The organism is Bradyrhizobium erythrophlei (assembly GCF_900129425.1).
Taxonomy (GTDB): domain Bacteria; phylum Pseudomonadota; class Alphaproteobacteria; order Rhizobiales; family Xanthobacteraceae; genus Bradyrhizobium; species Bradyrhizobium erythrophlei_C.
Genome location: NZ_LT670817.1, coordinates 3,695,746 through 3,715,747, shown reverse-complemented (window position 1 = coordinate 3,715,747; position 20,002 = coordinate 3,695,746). Strand labels below are relative to the sequence as shown.

The window sequence follows — 20,002 nt, the reverse complement described above, 5'->3', positions numbered from 1 at the left end:
TACCAGTCTTCTAGATGCCACCTGCAAAACTAACTAAATAGTTAGAATATTTTTCGGCGGGAGTCAAGGCGCTCACCGCACGTAACCCCTGGTCTTGCCGGGTGACGCCCTGGCGAGCGCAACGAATTCCGAGACGTTCTCGCAGGCAAGCCGGACTTGGTCACGAGGACGAAGCCGACACGGGCGAGCAGCGCTATCGGATCGAAATCTTGACTTCGCGGACTGAGGCATCGATCAACTGCCGTTCAAGTATGATCGTGTAGAGTGCGACCGGTGCTAAATCGCACCCATCCGCCCGCAACGACTGGATGTATGCAACATTTCGAGGGATCGGCATCTGCGCAACCCGCCGACCGTGATGGACTGCTTGCAACACCGATCAACGAAGGGAGCGGCTGCGAACGATGGTCGTGCCGACACCATCGAACATCGCCGGTATCGACGCGTGCGGCATGTGAATTGTCACGCTGGCCGCGGATACTCGCTGATGCGCATCCAGGATCGCTTCAGCGACAGCCTCGGCGGCGCGCCCGAGCGCGGATGGCGGCGCTCCGGCGAACGCGGCTGCAAATGATGGAAACAAGCAGGAACTTTTGCACGATCTGCGTCTGCATCCGTGAAAATATGTGTCATTTTTTCACAATTGAGATACACATACAGCACCCGATACGAGTGCCTTATGAAGGCATCGCAGCCGCAGCAGCGGTTTGGAAATCAAGTTGCCCCGTACCGCGCTGACCTTGCTGACTTGACCGAGGAGCGACTTATCATCATGGCCGTACGTTCGCTTCAAAGCTCCGAAGAATGGTCGACCAATGCTCCCACGGCAGGCCAGACCGATCCTGGAGAAGCGATCGGCGGCCAGATCCGCGAATTGAGGAAGATCAAGGGCCTGACGCTGAACGAGGTTGCGACCCAGGCCGGCGTCTCAGTCGGGTATCTGAGCCAGATCGAGCGAAATCAATCCAAACTGCCGATCGGTGTGCTGAAGAAACTGAGCGATGTGCTCGGCGTTCAGATGAACTGGTTCTTCCAGGGCAATGCCAACAGCGCGTCGGAAGAACGCGACATCATCGTTCGCAAGGCAAACCGGCGACAGCTCACATTTACCGGCCTCGGCATTGTCGAGGAACTTCTCTCTCCCAACCTGGGCGGACCGCTGGAATTACTGCTGAGCACGATCGCACCGGGCGCGGACAGCGGCGACTACAGCCACGATGGCGCCGAGGCGGGCATCGTGACGGCAGGCGTCCTCGATCTTGTGGTTGACGGAAAATCATTCCGGCTGGAAGAGGGTGACAGTTTCGCCTTCAAGAGCACCAGCATTCATCGCTGCAGCAATCCGGGCAAGATCGCGACCAAGGTGATCTGGGTTATCACCCCGCCGCATTATTGAGATACGCGGCCTTGCCGCTCGCCATGCACCCCAAAAGGACCGCGGGGTGCAGGCGCTGGCAATCTCGCAGCGCGATATTCGAACTGCCCACCGCTTGCGTCTCGCCCATCAGGATGTCACCGGCAGTTTTGCCAAGTCTTGATCGGCTACATCCTTTACCTTCAGGTTCTTCGGATCATAAGGCGCGCTCAGGCTTGCAGTGGCCTTGATGCGTTCGCCGGCGACTTCGATCTCATAGTTCCCCGCCTTGACGAAGGCTGTATCGACGACCCCTCCGTGATTTTCGACGTATCCCATCCCCAGGGACTTGCCGATCGTGTGCCCGAACATGCCGGAAGTGATGCGGCCCGCGATAACCCCGTCCCGCCAGATCGGCTCGTTGTGATAGAGCAGGCGTTGCGAATCTTCCAAAGAAAACTGCAGCAGCCGCCGCTTGAGCCCGGCATCGCGCTGACGTTGAAGAGCGTCCTTTCCGATGAATCCCGGCTTCGACCAGGCGACCGCGAATCCGAGACCGGCCTCCAGCGGCGTGTCTTCATCTGTGATGTCATGTCCCCAATGCCGATAGGCCTTCTCAGTACGCAACGAGTTCATCGCGTGATAGCCGGCCAGCTTGATGTTGCTGGCGGCGCCCTCCTCGCACAGCACATCGAAGACGCCTTGCGAGAATTCGGTCGGAACGTAGATTTCCCAGCCGAGCTCTCCGACATAGGTGATGCGGCTTGCCCGCACCCGCGCATAGCCGAGGTCAATGAGCCGTGACGTTCCGAACGGGAAAGCCCCGTTTGACAGATCGGCATCGGTCACTCGCGACAGCACCGTGCGCGAGTCCGGCCCCATCAACCCCAGCACCGCGTAAGCCGAGGTGATGTCGTAGGCCACCGCGCGCGCGCCGGCGGGAATATTACGCTTGAGCCAGGCGAAATCCCGCGTTTGGGTCGCCGCCGCGGTCACGATCAGATACCGGTCCTCGGCTTCGCGCGTCACCGTCAGATCTGCTTCGATTCCGCCGCGCTCGTTGAGCCATTGCGTGTAGACGATCTGTCCCGCCGCAACCGCGACGTTATTGGCGCAGATATTGTTCAGCACAGTTTCGGCATCGGCGCCCTCGAGAACAAACTTGCCGAACGAGGACTGATCGAACAACGCAACCGATTCTCGAGTCGCGCGATGCTCCGCTGAGGAATAGTCGAACCAGTTTTGCCGCGCAAAGCTGTATTGGTAGCTCGGCTCGACACCTTCCGGCGCGAACCAGTTGGCCCGCTCCCAGCCGGCAAGCTCGCCGAAGCAAGCACCTCTGGCCTTGAGCCGATCGTGAAGCGAGGAACGGCGGACACCACGCGCGGATTCCGGCTGTCGAAAGGGCCAGTGCATGGCGTACAGCAGGCCGAGCGCCTCGACGGTCCGATCCTTCAGATATTTGCGGTTGCGCTGGAACGGCATCATGCGACGTATATCCACGTCCCACAGATCCATCGGAGGATGGCCGTCGACGATCCAGTCGGCCAGCACCTTTCCTGCGCCGCCCGCGGACTGGATGCCGATCGAATTGAAACCGGCCGCGACATAGAGATTGCGCACCTCCGGCGTTTCGCCCAGCAGATAACGGTCGTCGGGAGTAAAACTCTCGGGACCGTTGAAGAACAGCTGGATGCCTGCTTGTCCCAGCACGGGGACCCGGCGCACAGCCGCCTCCAGTAGCGGCTCGATATGTTCCAGATCGTTGGGCAGCGTCTCGAACTCGAAGCTTTCGGGAATGCCGGTCTGGCCCCATGGCTTGGCGATCGGCTCGAACCATCCGACCAGCAGCTTGCCGGCATCTTCCTTGAAATACGCGCAGGAATCGGCATCGCGCAGCACCGGAAGGTTTTTTGGCAATCCGGCAATCGGTTCGGTGACGATGTAGAAATGCTCGGCCGCATGCAGCGGCACTGTCGTTCCGGCGGAAGCCCCCAGTTCCTGGGCCCACATGCCCGCGCAGTTTACGACAAACTCGCTGCGAATTTCACCACGGGAGGTCCGAACTCCCTTTGCGACGCCATTCTCGATGATGATCTGCATAACCTTCTCGTTCTCGAAGATCCGCGCCCCGCCGGCCTTGGCGGCTTTTGCCAAGGCCTGCGTGGTATCGATCGGATTGGTTTGACCGTCGCGAGGAAGATGAACGGCACCTACGAGATCGGTGGCGTCCAGCAGAGGCCACAGCGAACTTGCCTGCTCGGGGGTGAGCACATTGACGTCGAGGCCAAAACACCTGGCCATCGACGCGCCTCTCTTCAGTTCTTCAAAGCGCTCGCCGTTCGACGCGAGTGCGAGCGAACCAACCTGGCGAAAGCCGGTAGCTTGGCCCGAGACCTGTTCGAGCGTGGCGTAGAGTTCGGTCGTGTACTGCGCAAGACGCGTCAGATTATGGGTGGCCCTTAATTGACCGACGAGTCCCGCCGCGTGCCAGGTGGTGCCCGAGGTGAGTTGCTTGCGCTCCAGCAAGACGACATCTTTGAAGCCGCGAAGCGCGAGGTGATACGCCACGCTGCATCCCACGATGCCGCCACCAACGATAACTACTTGAGCTTGCTTTGGAATAGCGTTCACACCAGCCTCGCTTGGAAAATGCACTATGAAATTATATATGAATTTTTCATAACTGTGAATATTTCTCGTTCTGTTACATTGAGGATTACCGGAAAAAGGCCGGACTAATGCGCGATGGGCTGCTGCTGCACGTCGCGATGTCAGCGTGAATGGATTATCGCTGGCGCACTCTCTCAACGATATGCGCGCCGACGGCGGCTGGCCTGCCGCCGTTCTGACTGCACTTGGTACGATCCGTCGCCGGCAACCGGCTCGACATCGCACCAGGCATGCCGCCGTCGGCGTCGACGCTCACGGGGCGTTCGTCGCACGCGTTGAAGATTTTGTTAGTGGAGAATAACGTCAGAATCGCATGTCAGATTCAGGCTCAAAATGTCAGAATCGCAGCGAGGGGAAGCAATAGGTTAGTTGGTCGGGGCAGCTGGATTCGAACCAACGACCTGCAGTACCCAAAACTGCCGCGCTACCAGGCTGCGCTATACCCCGATAATCTCGGAAACGACGTCGATACACGCTTAAAGCGCGGCCAGCAAGGCACGGCAGCGGCCTCAATGGCCGTTAAAGAGGGGATTCCCGACGCGGTCGCCGGGTTCGATGCCGTATTTTTTTGCCGTGCCCGCGATCACCTCCAGCACGCCCTTAGCCAGTCCCCGCGACGGGATGATCTTGGTCGATAGCGGCTCGGTATTCTCGGCTATGCGCAGGATCCGGCCATCGGCCCGGATGAAAATCATGTCGAGCGAGATGTAGGTATTCTTCATCCACATCGAGACTTCCTGTTCGGGCGAGAAATCGAACAGCATCCCCTTCCCGTCCGCCAGTTCCTTGCGGTACATCAGCCCGGTTTCCTTCTCTTGTTCGGTCGTTGCCACCTCGACCGAGAAAACCTGCACGCCTGTCTTGGTGACGATCTCGAGCGGCTGGACGCTCTCCGCCCGTGCGCCGGAGCCCGTGAAAGCAAAAAACGCGACCGTGGCGGCCACGCAAACCCAAAGCCGCGCCCGCAAGCGAAGCCGACCAACACCTCGACAAAAACTCATGACCAACGCTTACCTCAGCCGTGAAGGATTTCGCTTACGCACACACCGACCCTAGCCCGATGATCGTGGCAAATACCAGACCATGGGAACCGGCTCCCGGCGCGATTTTTGGCGCCGGACCGGATTTGTGTTTCGAGAGGCGTTGGAAAGGCGCCGCAATCAGTGCGACGACAGGCCAGGCGAGCCGGCTTCCGGCTGAATTTCGGCAGCCATCATGCCCTTGGAGCCGGGCCCGAACCGCACCAGCACGTACTGGCCGGGGCGCAGTTCCGTCATCCCGAACCGGCGCAATGTCTCCATGTGCACGAAAATATCCGGCGTGCCCTCGCCGCAGGTGAGGAAACCGAATCCGCGCAGCCGGTTGAACCACTTAACCTGGGCCCGCTCCAGACCGCTGGTCGGAGTGACGCTGACATGGGTCCGCGGCGGCAGCATTTGCGCCGGATGGATCGCGGTGGATTCGTCCATCGATAGAATCCGGAACGCCTGATAACCCTTGGCGCGCTGCACACATTCACAGACCAGCCGTGCACCTTCATAGGCGGTTTGATAGCCGTCGCGCCTAAGCACCGTGACGTGCAAAAGCACATCCGGCCAGCCATTGTCAGGAACGATAAAGCCGTAGCCCTTTGATGCATCGAACCATTTGATGACACCGGAGATTTCGACAAGGTTGGCCGCGGCCTCGCCAAGGCCCGACAACGCATCGAAGGCGGGATCGCGCTCGGCGCCGCCTGCAAATTCGCTCGGTCCAAGCCTGTTCGGTCCGGTCCCGCCTGGCGGGCCCCCGAGCTTCTTGGACTCAAATCCGTCCGACCCCATGACCCCGGACCTCACACATCATTGACGGCCCGCCACTTCAAGTGACGGTGCCGGAACACGCGCCCATCCATCACGACTGATGATGACGCCACCCGAATCTCTCGAATCAAAAGATAACACTACCGGTTGCGGCGCATAGATAAAAAACTGGTCCGCCGGGAACTATGAACAGCCTTGCGCAGCCGCGAATCAACTTGGCGTCAATTGCCTACGAACGGTCCAAGCGTCTCCCCGATGTCGTGCCTAATGACCAGGTCGGCAATATCGTCCTGCTCGGTGGGCTCGTTGTTGATGATCACGAGCCTGGCGCCGCAGTTTTTCGCCAGCATCGGAAACCCGGCAGCCGGCCACACCACCAGCGACGATCCGATCGCAAGGAACAGGTCGCACTGCTGGGCAAGCTCGGTGGCGCGGCGCATGGCGTCTTCCGGCATCGCCTGCCCGAACGAGATGGTGGCGGTCTTGACCGGCTCGTCGCATGCGGAGCAGTCCGGCGCACCGCCCGTCGTCTCGAAGCTGCGCTTGACCCACGCCATATCGTAAGCTCGTCCGCAGCCGATGCAGCGGGCGTAAGTGGTATTGCCATGAAGCTCGACGACGTCATCGGCCGCGAAGCCCGACATCTGATGCAGATTGTCGATGTTCTGGGTGACGATGGCAGGAATCTTGCCGGCCTTGTAGAGCGAGGCCAGCGCGCGGTGGCCGCGCCCCGGCCGCGCCGCGGCGAAGGTCGGCTCCATCGCAAAGCGTCGCCGCCAGGCCTCGTTGCGGGCCTCGAGGCTGGCTACGAATTCATCGAACGGAATCGGGCGGTTGCGGGACCACAATCCGCCGGGTGAGCGGAAATCGGGAATGCCGGATTCGGTCGAAATGCCGGCGCCGGTGAAGGGAATGATGGTGGAGGCTTCGGCGATCATGTCGCCGAGTTGTTCCACGCCGCTGCGAAGATCCGGTGCGATCAATGCACTAATCCGAAAATGGAGCCACGCCGATTATAGCACGGCCGCCCGGATTGCCACCCTCGCTGCAGCGAGGGTGTGAAAGCGCCGGCGCGCCTGGCCCGGTTTTCAGGCCGCTTGTGCGATCGGCTCCCTGGCTTCTTCGCTTTTCTTCTCGTCGCTCTTTTTGGTCTTTACGACTGGAGCCGGTTCCTGGGATTTTTTCACAGGTTTGCCGTACTGCGACAGTTTCTCCAGTTCCGTTTCCAGTTCGGCACGCCGCACCGCGACCTTTTCCATCAATTTGTCGGTAGCGCACTCGCGCAATGCTGCGAGTTCTTCGATGCTAAGCGAATCCAGATCGATTTTTGCCATGGAGCCCTCCCGTTTTCTTGTCGCTACCGGGAAGGCGCGCAGGCCACAAGGACAGCGGCGACCTTATCCACCGCGAACCTCCGACGCACGTTACGCACAGCCATCACAATCCAGCAACGCGTTGTCCCAATTCACGCCCCAATCGCAGCCGCCAATAGGCTTGGGACAAGAATCAAAAGGGATGGGCATGACCGAACCGCAAGACAACCTCGCTCGCGAGCGGGAAGAAATCGCAAACCGGGTTGCAAACTTCAAAGCCACTCAGGAAAAATTCCAGCGCGAGCGCGCGGAATATTTTGTCACCACGCTGGAAAACGCCCGCCGAACAGCGCAACGCCCGCCGCATTGGTCCTGGAATGACCGGTCAAGCGCGCTCTAAGCCTTCCGCCGCGTTGCGCTTGCCGATTTTCGCGGCCAAATAAAAAAAGCCCGGAGACGATGCTCCGGGCTTTTCAATTACCAGCGATGGCGCCAGTGGCGGTGGCCGTAATACGGTCCACCGCCGTAATAGGCGTAAGGCCCATATCCGGGTCCGTAATACGCCGGCCCGTACCCGTAGTAACGCGGACCGTAGCCGTAGTACCCGTAGCCCGGCCCATAATAATAGGCGCCCGCTGCGCCGGCCGCGAGCGCGCCTGCGGCCACGCCGAAAGCGAGACCAGGGCCGAAGCCTCGTGCTTCGGCAGGCGCCGACGCGGTCATGGTGGTTGCGGCAACGGCGGCAACCGTCGCCAGAACTGCCAGGGTTTTTCTCATGCTGATCTCCTCCATTTTCCGAATACCCGCGTGACAACGCAGAGCTTTTTCAATGGTTGCAGCGGAACCCGGTTCCAACCCCAAATAGTCGTTCGCCGCATGAAGCACAGGTGTGCGGCAGGCGGAACGAAAAACCAACGGTGAAGTTATCTTGCCAGAAGTTATCTCGCCAAGTGCAGCAGCAGCGAAAGCGCTGAAGCATGAAACCCCCGTCACTATCTTCGGATGCTGGCGGGGTTTTCAGTTTCTGCGCCGCTTGATGCAGTGAGTTCACCGCGCTCACGCCAGGCTGCGCCGGGTTACGATATCCCGGCGCACCCTGCTCAATTCATGGATACGAAACTGAGTTCACTATTTTTTCGCGCGCTCAAGCCGCCCGATCTTGCGATCGAGATGCCAGACTTCAACATCGCAGCCGCCGACGAACTGGCGTGCGGCCTGCAATGCCTCTGCGTCGGTATCTGCATCGATCGGTCTGTACGATGATACGCGGTTGTCTCCATCGATGAGGTAGGCTCGATAGGTCGGCATGATGTTCTCCTCCGCGAAAACAACGCGCGAGAGAACAACGCTTGAGAACAGGGAGCCATGCGGGAACCCGATGGAACCCGCGTAGCCGGAAACCGGCTAGAAATTATTGAGGCATACGATACTGTGAATTTGCGAGACACCCGCCCCATTGGTGCGTGATGGATGTAGCCACTTTAAAAGAACAAGCAGAACGCTGCCGTCGGCTCGCCAAACACGCCGACCCCTTCACCCAGCAGCGACTGCTGGACCTCGCGTCGGAATACGACGCGAAAATAGCGCAGCTTGAACCGAAGCCTTCGGCGGCGTCGCGGATTTTGCGAAATGGAGAGCCGTAACCCGCTCAGGAGGAAAGCCGGCTATCCGCGATGGGCAAATTCTTTATCGCGATAATCATCATAGGCATCGGCCTGGTGGTGGGCACTGCCCTCCTGGTTACCCACTTTTGACATTCTCTTCAGGAATTGAAGAGCGCCGCGAAGCGACAGGTCGATCAGCACGTCGTGGTGCTTCATGCCCTTCCCGCCTTTCACTAGGCCCAAGTCCCGGATGACGCAGTAGTGACCATCGCTCATTCGAGCCAGACGGCAGTTTTTGAAATAAAGCATGACGGAAGCATGCACTGCGGCGCGATTCCGTCAATTCTTGACAAGCATCGATTCCGTTTTGTTCTCAAAGAACGAACAGGGGGTGGACTTTCCACCCGACACCAAACGTAAATTTTTCGCGAACAAAAGGCCACGCGGGCGTTCGCCGCATGGCCTTTGACGACACTGTTCCCTGAAGTCCACCGAAGATTCTGTCCCGGAGCGCATGTGCCTCACGATACGGCCGCGCCGCTCGGCCCTCGCAAGGCCGAGAAGGGACAAACGAGGAACATTAGGCAAGCCGCCAAGAATAGATGTTTCAGCGGAACACTTTTATCGCTGAGATGCTTGGCCCCCTCGCTCGCTTACGGCGCGCAGAGGAAACGTTATGAACGCATGGAGTGAATATCTAGGAGGCCACGCGCTGATTCCCGACCGGGTGTCAAAGACCATGACGACGACAGAAACGATCAAGGAGTTCGCCGACATTGCCGTCAGCTTCCGCCACGACGCCGATGTTGAAGATGCGAACCCGACCTATAAACACTGATCGCCTCGCACGGCGAGAGCCTTCCGACAGACACGGATTGAATTGGCGGTGTGCGTCAGGGTGACCCAGCGGCTCGTTGAACCTTTGGGCCAGTGAACAGACCAAGGGTTGCTGGGGAATTTGAGGGACCCAGTAATTAGCGCAACGCCGCCGAGCGAACATATTCCGCTCAGGCGGCGTTGTTGTTTGTAAGCTTGCCCGCCCCCCAAGACGCGCTTTCCCGCTCGCGCGGCTTTGGCGTTTCAGAACACCGTCAGAACGACCCGCACCATGGCCCTGCCCATATCCCCATTTTGCTGCTATTGAAATTTTCGACCCAACAACGATCTCTTTTTCAATTTCCCAAGGGAGCAACAACCATGCGTTATCTCCACACCATGCTGCGCGTGCGCAATCTCGACAGCGCGCTGAAATTCTATCAGGACGCGCTGGGATTGAAGGAGGTCCGCCGCGTCGACAACGACAAGGCAAAGTTCACGCTGGTGTTCTTGTGCGCCGCCGAAGATGAGGGCCTGCTGAAAGCGTCCAAGGGACGCGGCGCACCGCTGGTCGAACTCACCTACAACTGGGATGAAGAAAAATACGGCGAGGACCGCTATTTCGGCCACCTCGCTTATGAGGTCGATGACATCTACGCCACCTGCGATCGCCTGATGAAACTCGGCATCACCATCAACCGGCCGCCGCGCGACGGCCAGATGGCCTTTGTCCGCTCGCCGGATCTGCATTCGATCGAACTATTGCAGAAGGGCGACGCGAAGCCGCCGGCGGAGCCGTGGACTTCGATGCCGAACACCGGACACTGGTGAGGCTTTTCCGTTCCGTCCTCGGAACCTGTTTCTCCCTTCTGCGTTCTTCTCAGGGTTGAGGAACACGGAGGCGAACATGGGACGAGGAATTCTGCTCTGGCTGCTCGGCGTACCGATACCGGTGATCATTCTGTTGTGGCTGTTCTTTGGCCGCTGACCACAAGTGATTTTCGTTACCGTAAAACAGGCCCTGCTGATGGCGGGGCCTGTTTTTTCATAAAGCCGTGTTGAAATCTGGATGCGGCGCGCGCTTTCTCGCGGGTTTTCCGGTATGACCCGCGGGAAGCGGATCAACGGGAGCGAACCAACGTGCCAAACGACAATCACGGACAAATCAAGATCTGGGGCCGGGCCAATTCGGTCAATGTCCAAAAAGTGTTGTGGTGTCTGCGCGAACTCGATCTCGCCTATGAGCGCATCGATGCCGGCATGGCGTTCGGCCGCAACCAGGAGGCCGACTATCTCGCGATGAATCCGAATGGGCGGGTGCCGACCCTGGTCGATGGCGAGTTCGTGCTGTGGGAATCCAATTCGATCATGCGCTACCTCACGCTCGCCTATCGCGAGGGCTCGCCACTGTATCCGCAAGCGCCAAAACGTCGCGCCGGCGTCGACCGCTGGCTGGACTGGACGCTTTCGACAATTCAACCGGTTGATCGTCCGGTTTTCTGGGCGCTGGTGCGAACTCCGGTCGAGCGACGCGACATGGTCGCAATCCAGAAGGACGCCGACGCCGAGGCCGTACAATGGCGTATCCTCGATACCCAGCTGGCGTCGCGGCGCTTCGTCGAAGGCGATGAATTCACCCTCGCCGATATCGCGCTCGGCACCTACGCCAGGCGCTGGTTCGGGGTCGAAGGCATCAACAAACCTCGGCTTCCACATCTCGAACGCTGGTTCGCAGAATTCGCCGACCGGCCCGGATTTGCGCAATTCGTCGCGCGGCCGATGTCATAAGCGAGCCGTTAGTAAAGGCCCCTCCGTTCGAACCACAAAACACAGATGATCACGACCAGCGTGATGACCGTCACCACAAGGCGCGTGGTCCAGCTCATGCGGCGGCTCACCCACCACAGCATCGCGCAACTCATTATGACGGGAACGATGATATGGAGTTGCAATGGGCTCGCCCCGCTGCCGCTTTAGTGCCAGGCGCGGGAGCTGCCAGCCCCGATACTAACGGCGCCGCCGATCTTCACGCAGGTATCGGTGCCCTCGACTTTGACGAAGCCCGCACCATACGCAGCACATGAATCGCCGGCCGCGGTATCTTTCACTGGCAACTGCCTGACCGAAGCTGCCGGTTTGCCCGGCCTGGGAGTGCCGGACTGTTCAGCCGCCGCGATGGAGGCCGGCAGCACCGCAACGACGATCGCAAGCAGGATGTTTCGCATCCAGCCTTTTATCGCGGGCGGTCCGCTTTTGCTACCTGACGAACTTCACGCCGAACGACTTTCCGCGACGCCAGACCACCTCGCAGTTTCGTCCCGTTCGTGCGTCGCGGGCGAATGCCAGCCGCAACCTGGCTGGCAACGTGTTGGGATCATCGATTGTGACCTTTGCACCGGTACTCGACATATCCTGCACCACACATTGGCGCGCCGCGAAGCCGCCTTCGAGGGTGATCCACCCGGGTTGGTGCAGCGATTTGCGCGCTTCGCGCTTCTTGGTTGCGGCCATTTCAATTCTCCCCAAGCTTCCTCCCTACTCCGCCGGGGCTTTAAAAACCGTTGCGAGCGCGGCACAATCGGAGATGTCCGGGGGTCTCTGGGGCGCGTTCAATTGGCCGTCAAAACCGACAATTTCCGACGGCTTGCCCGACCGCGCAAACGCCACTATACGTTCGCCCGCCGCAATCGGGATCAGCCACCACGGTCCGGGTTCGGTACGGCGCCTCGTAGCCTCAAAGCGTTGATTTGCCGAGCGTTTTTGTTTTTGACCAAAGCGAAACAGCCATGCCGCGACCGGACCGGTCCTGGCAAGGCGGACGTTCTCGCTCCCTTCGTCTATCGGTTAGGACGCCACCCTTTCACGGTGGAGAGAGCGGTTCGATTCCGCTAGGGAGCGCCAACGCTCTAAAAGCGAATTGAAATCATTTACATTTCTCGCAGATGCGGGTCGGGATGTATTGTGCGCTCGCGGCCGTTGTTGCCGTTGGTATTCTCATGGTCGCGCGAGTATCGACCAAAACGGATCGCGGACGTCATCCATCATAGCTCGCGTCGGCCCCAACGCACCGCAGCCCAGATGCGCTCGTGAAGATAGTACCAGACAATCTTGGTTACTATCTCGATACCGGCGATCGATCCTGCGATTTTGACCCTGCCCGTCATGAACCAACTGATCGCGAAGGTGTCGAGTGTTCCCAAAGTCCGCCAACTGACAGCTTTGAGAACCGATCTAATATGTGTCTCTGCTCCGCGGAATGAAATCACCCGGTGCAACTCCTTGGCTGACGACGACAGAGCCTATCACGCGGGTGCCTTCCGCCCGCTCCCCCGCGAATTGCATTGGAAATACCGGATGGACAGGACACGCGAATGCGTGCACTTTGCTGAAAGAAACTGGCAAACCTTTTGATTTGACTGAACAATCGCGGCTCGCCAGGAAACGTGCACATTCACGGTTGAGTTCCATTGGCCAAAAGAGGTTGAAATGAGATTCCTGGTTATGCTCGTCGCGACTTGCGCGTTGTCTCAAAGCGCCATGGCGCAGACGGGCGAATGCAAATCGATCGCGGATGCCGCTGGCAGGCTCGCCTGCTACGACAAGTCCGCTCCACCCGTTGCGTCTTCCGCGACCCCAAGGTCATCGCGGGCTGCGGCCGCCTCGAAGGCCGACCCGGCCAAATATGTGGATACGATCGGCGCGGAAGACGCGCGGATGAATGCGCAGTTGAAAAACATATGCCGCGGCTGCTGAGCCGGACGATGCCTCGGAACGCGAATTCGGAAGGTGCGTCCGACGGTATCGGCCGGACCTAACATCTAGACAGTGGATAACGCTGAAAAATGGCATATTTGCCATCCTGATGCTGCTCCTTGAATCCCTCCCGACTGTCATCGGCACCGCGGCTGTCGCGCCCGCGCTGCTGATGCTGTGGCTCGTGATTGCCGCCGGCGAGCGCCCTGGTCCGCCTGCCAAGGTGTGGACCGCGTTTCTGCTCGGCGCCGCCAGCATTTCGCTGCTCGGGCTGGCGCGGGCGCCGTTCATGTCGATTCTTACCGCCCCCGAAAACCCTTGGGTTGCGCAGGCGCTGCACTCGATCTTCGGGGTCGCCCTGCCCGAGGAAACCGTCAAGGTTCTCGCCATCGTCGCGGTTTCGGCGCGGCGGCGGCCTTTCGCCGATCCGATGGACACCGTGGTCTATGGTGCCGCCGTAGGGCTCGGCTTTGCCGCCTACGAAAACCTCGCTTATCTCGTGCAGCATGCCGAGATGTGGCGATCGCTGGCAGCGTTGCGCAGCGTCCTGACCGTGCCGTTCCACGGCGCGCTCGGCATCATTGCCGGCGCCTATCTCGCGATCGGCCGCTCCGGCACCGCGCTTGGCGCGCACCGGCACCATCGCGACTGGGCGCGTATCTCAAGCCGAATCCTGATGCTGTTTGCGCCGGTCGCGCTGCATGCCGGTTTCGATTTTCCGCTGCTGACGCTGCAGCAAAACGCCGACCTTGATCCATCAACCAGGCTGCTGCTGGGATCGGCGAGCGTGCTGATCGGGTTCAGCGCGATCGCATTCGCGGCGCGGCTGGTGCGGCGGGTCGGCCGACACCATGCTCCCCGCACCGACATCGCACGCGAGCGGCTGACCCAGTTACGGCGGATGTGGGCGTTGCTGGTGGCCGGCGGTGCGGCCGGATTTGTCGGCCTCGCCTTCGTACTGACGTCGATCCATCACTGGCTGGTGAACCCCGAACGCAACGTGGCGCTGGTTCTCGTGCCTATCGGTCTCGTATCGATCCTGATCGGCAGCGTCCTTCTGCTGGTCACCACGGCGATCTATATTCTCGGCCGCAATCGGATGCGCGGCACGTCGCGGGGCTTTTCGTCCGCGCCCGGCCAAGGCTGAACAAGGCTGAATAGGACATCAATTGCCGGTGTCCTTGATATCGCGCAGGGTCTTGGCAGAAACAAATTGACCGCGCAGAGTTGGCGCCGGCTATGTTAGGATACCAGGGTATTGGGGCGTCACTCCGCGCTACCGGCATAGGGAGATTTCAATGACCCTTCCCCAGGACATCACCAGGTTGCAGTCCGAAATGAGCGCCGCGGTACACGAGCATTGGAAAGCCTTCTTGTTTGAAGGCATCCTGCTCGTGATTTTGGGGCTGGCGGCAATGATCGTGCCGCCGCTGGCAAGTCTTGCCGTCACCATCTTTCTGGGCTGGTTGTTTCTGATCTCGGGCATCGCCGGCCTGGCGCTGACGTTCTGGGCCCGGCGGATGCCGGGGTTCTGGTGGTCGCTGATTTCGGCGGTGCTCGGGATTGTCGCCGGCATTGTCCTGCTGGCGCGGCCGGTAGAGGGTACTTTGACCCTCACCATCGTCGTCGGCGCCTATTTCCTCGCCGAGGGCGTCGCCACCATCATGTACGCGCTGGAGCATCGCCGCGAATTGTCGGAGCGGTGGTCGTGGCTGCTGGTCGCCGGAATCATGGATCTGCTGATCGCGGCTGTAATCATCGCCGGATTGCCGGGATCGGCGCTCTGGGCCGTCGGCCTGCTGGTTGGCATCAATCTCTTGTTCGGCGGCGCGACCCTGATCGGAATGGCGCTCGCCGCGCGCAAGGGCTGATCTCAGCAACCCCTGCAGATGCTCTTGATCTTGCGATCAAGCGCGGCATCTTCCTTGTTCATCGGGTCGTTCGGATTGCCCAGATTCTTTTCCGACGGCACCTGATCGGCCCGTGGCTGCCGGTGGCCGATCGGGGCTTCGAGCGGGGCTTCGCGAAGCGGCTGTGACTGATTCGCAGCGCCCGGCGATCCCATATTGTTTCCGGTCTGCGCCATCGCAATCGGAGCTCCAACCACGACCAGTAAAGCCATCGATATCGCTAGTTTTTGCATCCTGCTTCTCCCATTTCAGAGAAACGCATCACGGCGTCGGAGGATAGAGATGCACCTCACCGCAATAGTCGACGATACGATAGCGCGTTTCTGCGTGCTGTTCACGTCGTTGCGAAAAAGAATCTGCAGGGGACAGATAATCGGGGCCGACCGGCGCCTTGCCGTGGCCGCCGGGAATGTCGAGCACGTATTCCGGCTGACATAGTCCGGACACCCGGCCCCGCAGTACACGCATCAACTCCTGCCCGTGCGCCAGCGTTGTCCGCAGATGCGAGGTGCCCGGCGCTAGATCGCCGTGATGCAGGTAATATGGCTTGATCCGGCACTCGACAAAGCCCCGCATCAGCGCTTCCAGCGCCGTGGCATTGTCATTGACGCCGCGCAGCAGGACCGATTGGCTCACCATCGGAATCCCGGCGTCGATGATGGCGGCACATGCGGCGCGGGCCTTTTCGGTCAATTCCCTGATATGATTGGCGTGCAGTGCAACCCAGGTTGTCGCGCCCTCCACCTTCAGCGCCGCGATCATCTCACCGCTGATGCGCGCGGGATCGGCAACCGGCACCCGGGTGTGAATGCGGATAATCCTGACGTGATCGATAGTGGCCAGATCCGCCATGATCTCGGCAAGCCGGCGCGGCGCCAGCATCAAGGGGTCGCCGCCGGTCAGGATGACTTCCCAAATTTCCGAATGGGCGCGGATATAGTCGAGCGCGCCCTGATAAGCGGCCTGCGAAAGCGCGGTCGCCTTGCCCGGTCCGACCATTTCCCGGCGGAAACAGAAACGGCAATACACCGCGCAGACGTGAACGAGCTTGAACAGTACCCGATCGGGATAGCGATGCACGATGCCGGACACCGGCGAATGCGCGTGATCGCCGATCGGATCGGCGTTCTCGCTGCCTTGGGTCACCAATTCCTCAGCGTCTGGAATGAACTGTCGGGCGATCGGATCGTCGGGATCGCCGGGGTCGATCAGTGCGGCAATGTCCGGCGTAACCGCGATCGCATAGCGCGCCGCAACCTTTTCCAGATCGGCAAGATCAGCCGCCGGAGCCAAACCGTGGGCGACCAGTTCGGCGGGCTCCCGCAAAGTCGCGGCTGACCTGCGATAGTTGTTGCTCATGCTTCCCCCGCAGGCGGTGTCCATACCACCTGATCGATCCGGCTGGCGCCGCTCGCCAGCATCACCAGCCGGTCGAAGCCGAGGGCGACCCCGCTTGCTTCGGGCATCTGCCCGACCGCGGCGAGAAAATCCTGGTCGAGCGGATAGCGCTCGCCATAGCGCCGCTGCTTTTCGTCCATCGCCAAGGTGAAGCGATGGCGCTGCTCCTGCGCATCGGTCAACTCGCCAAATCCATTCGCGAGTTCGACGCCGCAGGCATAGACCTCGAAGCGTTCGGCGACGCTCGGGTCGGATGGTTTGGCGCGCGCCAGCGCCGCCTCGGGCGCTGGATATTCAAACAGCACCGTCAGACGCCCCTGCCCCAGATTTGGCTCGACGTGCTCGACCAACACTTTGCTGAAAATATCCGACCAAGTGTCGTCATCCGTAATCCGTACCCGTCCCTCGGCCGCTGCCGCCAACGCCGCACGATCACCCAGGCCGTCCACAACTGACCCGAGCAGATCGATACCCGCATAGCGCTCGAATGCGGTCGCCACGGTCAAAAGCTCCGGCTCGGCGAACGGATCGGCAACCCGGCCGCGAAACGAAAATCGCCCGATGCCGGTTGCCTGCGCGGCGTGCGCGATCAAAACGACGCTGTCGGCCATGACGGCGTCGTACGTCGCATCGGCACGGTACCATTCCAGCATGGTGAATTCGGGCAGATGCAGATCGCCGCGCTCGCGGTCGCGAAACACCCGCGCAAATTCAAAGATCTTCGGTTCGCCGGCAGCCAGCAATTTCTTGCAGGCGAATTCCGGCGAGGTCCGCAGATACCGCACCGCGCGCGTGCCATCGGAGCCGGTAAGCTCGGTGCGTGGCGCATGCAGGTGGGTCTCGTTGCCGGGCGAAACCTGCAAAATCCCGGTTTCGACCTCGGCAAAACCCTGCTCGTCGAACCAGGCCCTGACAGACCTGGTAACAGCGGTCCGCGCCGCCAAAAATGGCCTGATGTCGGCATGCCGCGCCGGCGACCACCACGGCGAAAGCTGTTCGTTTCCGGCCATCAGCGGGGCGCCCCGGCAGCCCGTAAAACGCTGGCATCAAGCCGCAAAATCAGTATGTTGCAGCCCGAAACCGCTTCGCTGGCCTCGGGACACCCATGTCCTGTTCGGTCCCGGGCCAGAATATCAGGAAACACAGCTTTGAAAGTCATCGCCAGTTCTATTCGCAAGGGCAACGTCATCGAGCAAGACGGCAAGCTTTACGTGGTTCTGACCGCCGAGAACATCCATCCCGGCAAGGGAACCCCGGTCAGCCAGATCGAAATGCGCCGAATCAGCGACGGGGTAAAGATTTCCGAGCGTTACAAGACCACCGACCAGGTGGAGAAGGCGACCATCGAGGACCAGAATTTCAACTACCTCTATAAGGACGCCGACGGCTTCCACTTCATGAACAACGACAATTATGATCAAGTTCAGGTGCCGGAGGACATTATCGGCAGCGCCGCGCCGTACTTGCAGGAAAACATGACCGTCAAGCTTTCGCTTCACGGCGTCGTTCCGGTGGCCATTCAGATGCCGCAGCGCGCCACGCTGGAAGTCGTGGAAACCGAGCCGGTCACCAAGGGCCAGACCGCGTCGTCATCTTACAAGCCCGCGATTCTCTCCAACGGCGTGCGCACCAACGTGCCGCCGCATATCGGCACGGGAACACGGATCGTGGTCATGACTGAAGACGGATCCTACGTCGAGCGCGCCAAGGATTAGGCAATCATCGGGCATGCTACGAGAGTCGGTGAGAGGAAGGGCTGTCTGCCGTTTTTGGCTCCGGCTGGTTACGCACACCCTGACATCCCTGCTCGCGCTCGTTGCCGGCAACGGTCTGCTGCGCGCCGACGAATTCAGAACCCCGCCGATTTCGGCGGTCCGCGTCGAGTGGCATGCCGTTCTCGATCAGCTCCGATCCGAGATCAACGCCAAGCCGGCTGTCGCGCCCGACTTCACGTTTTCGGGCCAACGCCGGCTCGCTGCGTTCGACCCGCGTTCGAGGCCCGCGCTGGTGCAACTCAACGGCGTGACCTCGCAGATCTTCACCGGGATCGGACGCAGTCCGGTACCGGTGCTGCTGCCGTTCGACACCGCGGCGTTTCTTGACGCAAGGCTGAACGGCGCACCGGCCAGTCTTTCGCTGTCGCGGTATCAGGCCGATTTTCGTCCCGCCGACCTGTTTGACGCCGGCCCGGCCGGATACGACGCGATATTTTCACTCGAACCCGGCGCCGGCGACGGCCTGCTGGCACGGACCTTTGCCAGACCCGTCGAAGTGCAGATCACCGGCTCGATCCTGACCTACGACATTAGCGATCCCCTGGGCGGCAAGGGCGAGCCGGTCAAGGCGCTGGCGACACAATTCCCCGACCTGCGCCGCTTTATCCGGGAAGGGTATGTGCGTTATGCCTTCACGCGCTTCGGTGTTCCCTACGTGGTGTCGATCCAGTGTCTGGACAGCGCCCCCCGCGAGCGGCGGCTTGCATGCCGCGAGGCCTACCCGGTTGCCGAACGTTTCCTGAAAGCGCTGCATGTTGTCGGCGGCCTGCCCTCGCGGCCGCGAACCGATCTTCCGTCCGACATCGCCGGGCGCCCGGTTGAGCCGTCGCCCGATTTCACCTATCGCCCCAGTGGCGATATCATTGCCGACAGCGGCTTTCGCAAACAGGGCGGCCACGCCGATTTCACCGCCTATTCGCAGATTCGGTTTCCGCTGGAAAATGCGCCGGCTTTCGCGCATTCGCAGTCGTTCGGAAAACGCCGGTCGGGCGACAAACCGCTCGATGATCTCGCTGGCGGACGTACCAGCTATCCCTGGCAGGACAATTTCTGCGAAGCCCGCAGTTTTGGTGTGGGCCAGTGCGCCAGTGGTTTTGGCCATCAGGGGCAGGATATCCGGCCGGCGCCGTGTCCGGCGCTTGACGAAGGTTCCGAGCACTGCGACCCCCGCCAGCGGGCGGTGGTCGCTGTCCGCGATGGCGTGCTGATTCGCTCGCCCAAACAGCAGGCGGCAACGCTGCAGATCAACAGCCGCACCGAGCACATCCGCTTTCGCTACATGCACATGAATCCGGCTGCCATGGATGCCGACGGCCTTCTGAACGGACGACAGGTCGAGGAAGGCGAAAAAATCGGCGTGGTCTCCAATTACCTGGACCATCCCAACGGCACCACCCGCCATTTGCATTTCGACGTGCAGGTGTTCACGCGCGACGGCTGGCTCTGGGTCAATCCCTACGTCACCTTGATCTCGGCCTATGAGCGCTTGATCGGCGGACGCGGGCGCGAGATCGGACCCGAACCTGCGTCCTCGTCTGCCGTAGCGCATGCACTGCCTGAGGATGTGATCCATCCCGATGCGCAGGAAGGCAGCGAGAACTGAT

At 60.6% G+C, this 20,002-nt stretch carries 23 protein-coding genes and 2 tRNA genes; 10 read left to right on the top strand and 15 right to left on the bottom strand.

The window, feature by feature from the left end; translation table 11 throughout:
• Positions 1-772 precede the first annotated feature (772 nt).
• Positions 773-1,396: a helix-turn-helix domain-containing protein gene (locus tag B5527_RS17700; RefSeq protein ID WP_079607348.1), complete on the top strand. Its 624-nt coding sequence runs from the start codon at positions 773-775 to the stop codon at positions 1,394-1,396.
• Between the two features lie 108 nt (positions 1,397-1,504).
• Here B5527_RS17700 and B5527_RS17695 read toward each other — a convergent pair whose 3' ends face one another.
• The 6 genes from B5527_RS17695 to B5527_RS17670 all read right to left on the bottom strand — a co-directional run bounded on the left by B5527_RS17695 (position 1,505) and on the right by B5527_RS17670 (position 7,163).
• On the bottom strand, positions 1,505-3,988 hold the full coding sequence (locus tag B5527_RS17695; protein WP_079602669.1) for a GcvT family protein: 2,484 nt from the start codon (positions 3,986-3,988) through the stop codon (positions 1,505-1,507).
• Between the two features lie 409 nt (positions 3,989-4,397).
• Positions 4,398-4,474 (bottom strand) — tRNA-Pro (locus B5527_RS17690).
• A gap of 62 nt (positions 4,475-4,536) precedes the next feature.
• Positions 4,537-5,028, bottom strand: a complete 492-nt coding sequence (locus tag B5527_RS17685) for a DUF192 domain-containing protein (protein ID WP_079602668.1) — start codon at positions 5,026-5,028, stop codon at positions 4,537-4,539.
• 159 nt (positions 5,029-5,187) lie between these two features.
• Positions 5,188-5,850: a cold-shock protein gene (locus tag B5527_RS17680; protein ID WP_079602667.1), complete on the bottom strand. Its 663-nt coding sequence runs from the start codon at positions 5,848-5,850 to the stop codon at positions 5,188-5,190.
• A gap of 200 nt (positions 5,851-6,050) precedes the next feature.
• Positions 6,051-6,812 carry an SIR2 family NAD-dependent protein deacylase gene (locus tag B5527_RS17675; RefSeq protein WP_079602666.1) on the bottom strand — a complete coding sequence of 254 codons (762 nt, stop codon included), beginning with the start codon at positions 6,810-6,812 and terminating at the stop codon, positions 6,051-6,053.
• A 105-nt stretch (positions 6,813-6,917) separates the two neighbouring features.
• Positions 6,918-7,163, bottom strand: coding sequence for a hypothetical protein (locus B5527_RS17670; protein WP_079602665.1), 246 nt, complete (start codon positions 7,161-7,163; stop codon positions 6,918-6,920).
• A gap of 181 nt (positions 7,164-7,344) precedes the next feature.
• On the opposite strand from B5527_RS17670, the gene B5527_RS17665 reads away from it, so the two are divergent.
• Positions 7,345-7,542 carry a hypothetical protein gene (locus B5527_RS17665; protein ID WP_245332630.1) on the top strand — a complete coding sequence of 66 codons (198 nt, stop codon included), beginning with the start codon at positions 7,345-7,347 and terminating at the stop codon, positions 7,540-7,542.
• A 77-nt stretch (positions 7,543-7,619) separates the two neighbouring features.
• On the opposite strand, the gene B5527_RS17660 is transcribed toward B5527_RS17665, so the two are convergent.
• The 3 genes from B5527_RS17660 to B5527_RS17650 form a co-directional block, all read right to left on the bottom strand.
• Positions 7,620-7,919, bottom strand: coding sequence for a hypothetical protein (locus B5527_RS17660; RefSeq protein ID WP_079607346.1), 300 nt, complete (start codon positions 7,917-7,919; stop codon positions 7,620-7,622).
• 351 nt (positions 7,920-8,270) lie between these two features.
• Complete coding sequence (locus B5527_RS17655) at positions 8,271-8,450, bottom strand: hypothetical protein (protein ID WP_079602664.1); 180 nt, start codon at positions 8,448-8,450, stop codon at positions 8,271-8,273.
• A 356-nt stretch (positions 8,451-8,806) separates the two neighbouring features.
• Positions 8,807-9,055, bottom strand: coding sequence for a hypothetical protein (locus tag B5527_RS17650; RefSeq protein WP_154072317.1), 249 nt, complete (start codon positions 9,053-9,055; stop codon positions 8,807-8,809).
• 367 nt (positions 9,056-9,422) lie between these two features.
• On the opposite strand from B5527_RS17650, the gene B5527_RS44055 reads away from it, so the two are divergent.
• The 3 genes from B5527_RS44055 (at position 9,423) to B5527_RS17640 (ending at position 11,350) form a co-directional block, all read left to right on the top strand.
• Positions 9,423-9,584 carry a hypothetical protein gene (locus B5527_RS44055; protein WP_154072316.1) on the top strand — a complete coding sequence of 54 codons (162 nt, stop codon included), beginning with the start codon at positions 9,423-9,425 and terminating at the stop codon, positions 9,582-9,584.
• Between the two features lie 359 nt (positions 9,585-9,943).
• Positions 9,944-10,393: a VOC family protein gene (locus B5527_RS17645; protein ID WP_079602663.1), complete on the top strand. Its 450-nt coding sequence runs from the start codon at positions 9,944-9,946 to the stop codon at positions 10,391-10,393.
• Positions 10,394-10,702: 309 nt separating this feature from the next.
• Positions 10,703-11,350, top strand: a complete 648-nt coding sequence (locus B5527_RS17640) for a glutathione S-transferase family protein (RefSeq protein ID WP_079602662.1) — start codon at positions 10,703-10,705, stop codon at positions 11,348-11,350.
• Between the two features lie 185 nt (positions 11,351-11,535).
• On the opposite strand, the gene B5527_RS17635 is transcribed toward B5527_RS17640, so the two are convergent.
• Entirely contained in the window at positions 11,536-11,787 is a 252-nt protein-coding gene (locus B5527_RS17635) for a porin (protein WP_079602661.1), read from the bottom strand.
• Between the two features lie 31 nt (positions 11,788-11,818).
• Positions 11,819-12,073 carry a PilZ domain-containing protein gene (locus B5527_RS17630; RefSeq protein ID WP_079602660.1) on the bottom strand — a complete coding sequence of 85 codons (255 nt, stop codon included), beginning with the start codon at positions 12,071-12,073 and terminating at the stop codon, positions 11,819-11,821.
• 315 nt (positions 12,074-12,388) lie between these two features.
• Between B5527_RS17630 and B5527_RS17625 the strand changes: the two genes are divergently transcribed.
• Positions 12,389-12,463: transfer RNA gene (locus B5527_RS17625), tRNA-Glu, on the top strand.
• Positions 12,464-12,603: 140 nt separating this feature from the next.
• On the opposite strand, the gene B5527_RS17620 is transcribed toward B5527_RS17625, so the two are convergent.
• A complete protein-coding gene (locus B5527_RS17620; protein ID WP_079602659.1) occupies positions 12,604-12,828 on the bottom strand; it encodes a DUF2061 domain-containing protein in 225 nt (74 codons plus the stop codon).
• A gap of 596 nt (positions 12,829-13,424) precedes the next feature.
• On the opposite strand from B5527_RS17620, the gene B5527_RS17610 reads away from it, so the two are divergent.
• Both B5527_RS17610 and B5527_RS17605 read left to right on the top strand, forming a co-directional pair.
• Entirely contained in the window at positions 13,425-14,462 is a 1,038-nt protein-coding gene (locus B5527_RS17610; RefSeq protein ID WP_079602657.1) for a PrsW family intramembrane metalloprotease, read from the top strand.
• 151 nt (positions 14,463-14,613) lie between these two features.
• A complete protein-coding gene (locus B5527_RS17605; RefSeq protein ID WP_079602656.1) occupies positions 14,614-15,186 on the top strand; it encodes an HdeD family acid-resistance protein in 573 nt (190 codons plus the stop codon).
• A 2-nt stretch (positions 15,187-15,188) separates the two neighbouring features.
• On the opposite strand, the gene B5527_RS17600 is transcribed toward B5527_RS17605, so the two are convergent.
• Genes B5527_RS17600 through epmA form a run of 3 tightly spaced genes read right to left on the bottom strand, consistent with a single transcriptional unit; the run spans position 15,189 to position 17,633 of the window.
• Complete coding sequence (locus tag B5527_RS17600; RefSeq protein ID WP_079602655.1) at positions 15,189-15,458, bottom strand: hypothetical protein; 270 nt, start codon at positions 15,456-15,458, stop codon at positions 15,189-15,191.
• 28 nt (positions 15,459-15,486) lie between these two features.
• Complete coding sequence (locus B5527_RS17595) at positions 15,487-16,584, bottom strand: lysine-2,3-aminomutase-like protein (protein WP_079602654.1); 1,098 nt, start codon at positions 16,582-16,584, stop codon at positions 15,487-15,489.
• Positions 16,581-17,633 (bottom strand): EF-P lysine aminoacylase EpmA, encoded by a 1,053-nt coding sequence (gene epmA, locus B5527_RS17590; protein WP_079602653.1) that lies wholly within the window; start codon positions 17,631-17,633, stop codon positions 16,581-16,583. The genes B5527_RS17595 and epmA overlap by 4 nt, the downstream gene beginning before the upstream one ends.
• 138 nt (positions 17,634-17,771) lie before the next feature.
• Between epmA and efp the strand changes: the two genes are divergently transcribed.
• On the top strand, positions 17,772-18,338 hold the full coding sequence (gene efp / locus B5527_RS17585) for an elongation factor P (protein WP_079602652.1): 567 nt from the start codon (positions 17,772-17,774) through the stop codon (positions 18,336-18,338).
• Positions 18,339-18,351: 13 nt separating this feature from the next.
• Positions 18,352-20,001 carry a peptidoglycan DD-metalloendopeptidase family protein gene (locus B5527_RS17580; protein WP_079602651.1) on the top strand — a complete coding sequence of 550 codons (1,650 nt, stop codon included), beginning with the start codon at positions 18,352-18,354 and terminating at the stop codon, positions 19,999-20,001.
• The last annotated feature ends 1 nt before the right edge of the window (position 20,002 follow it).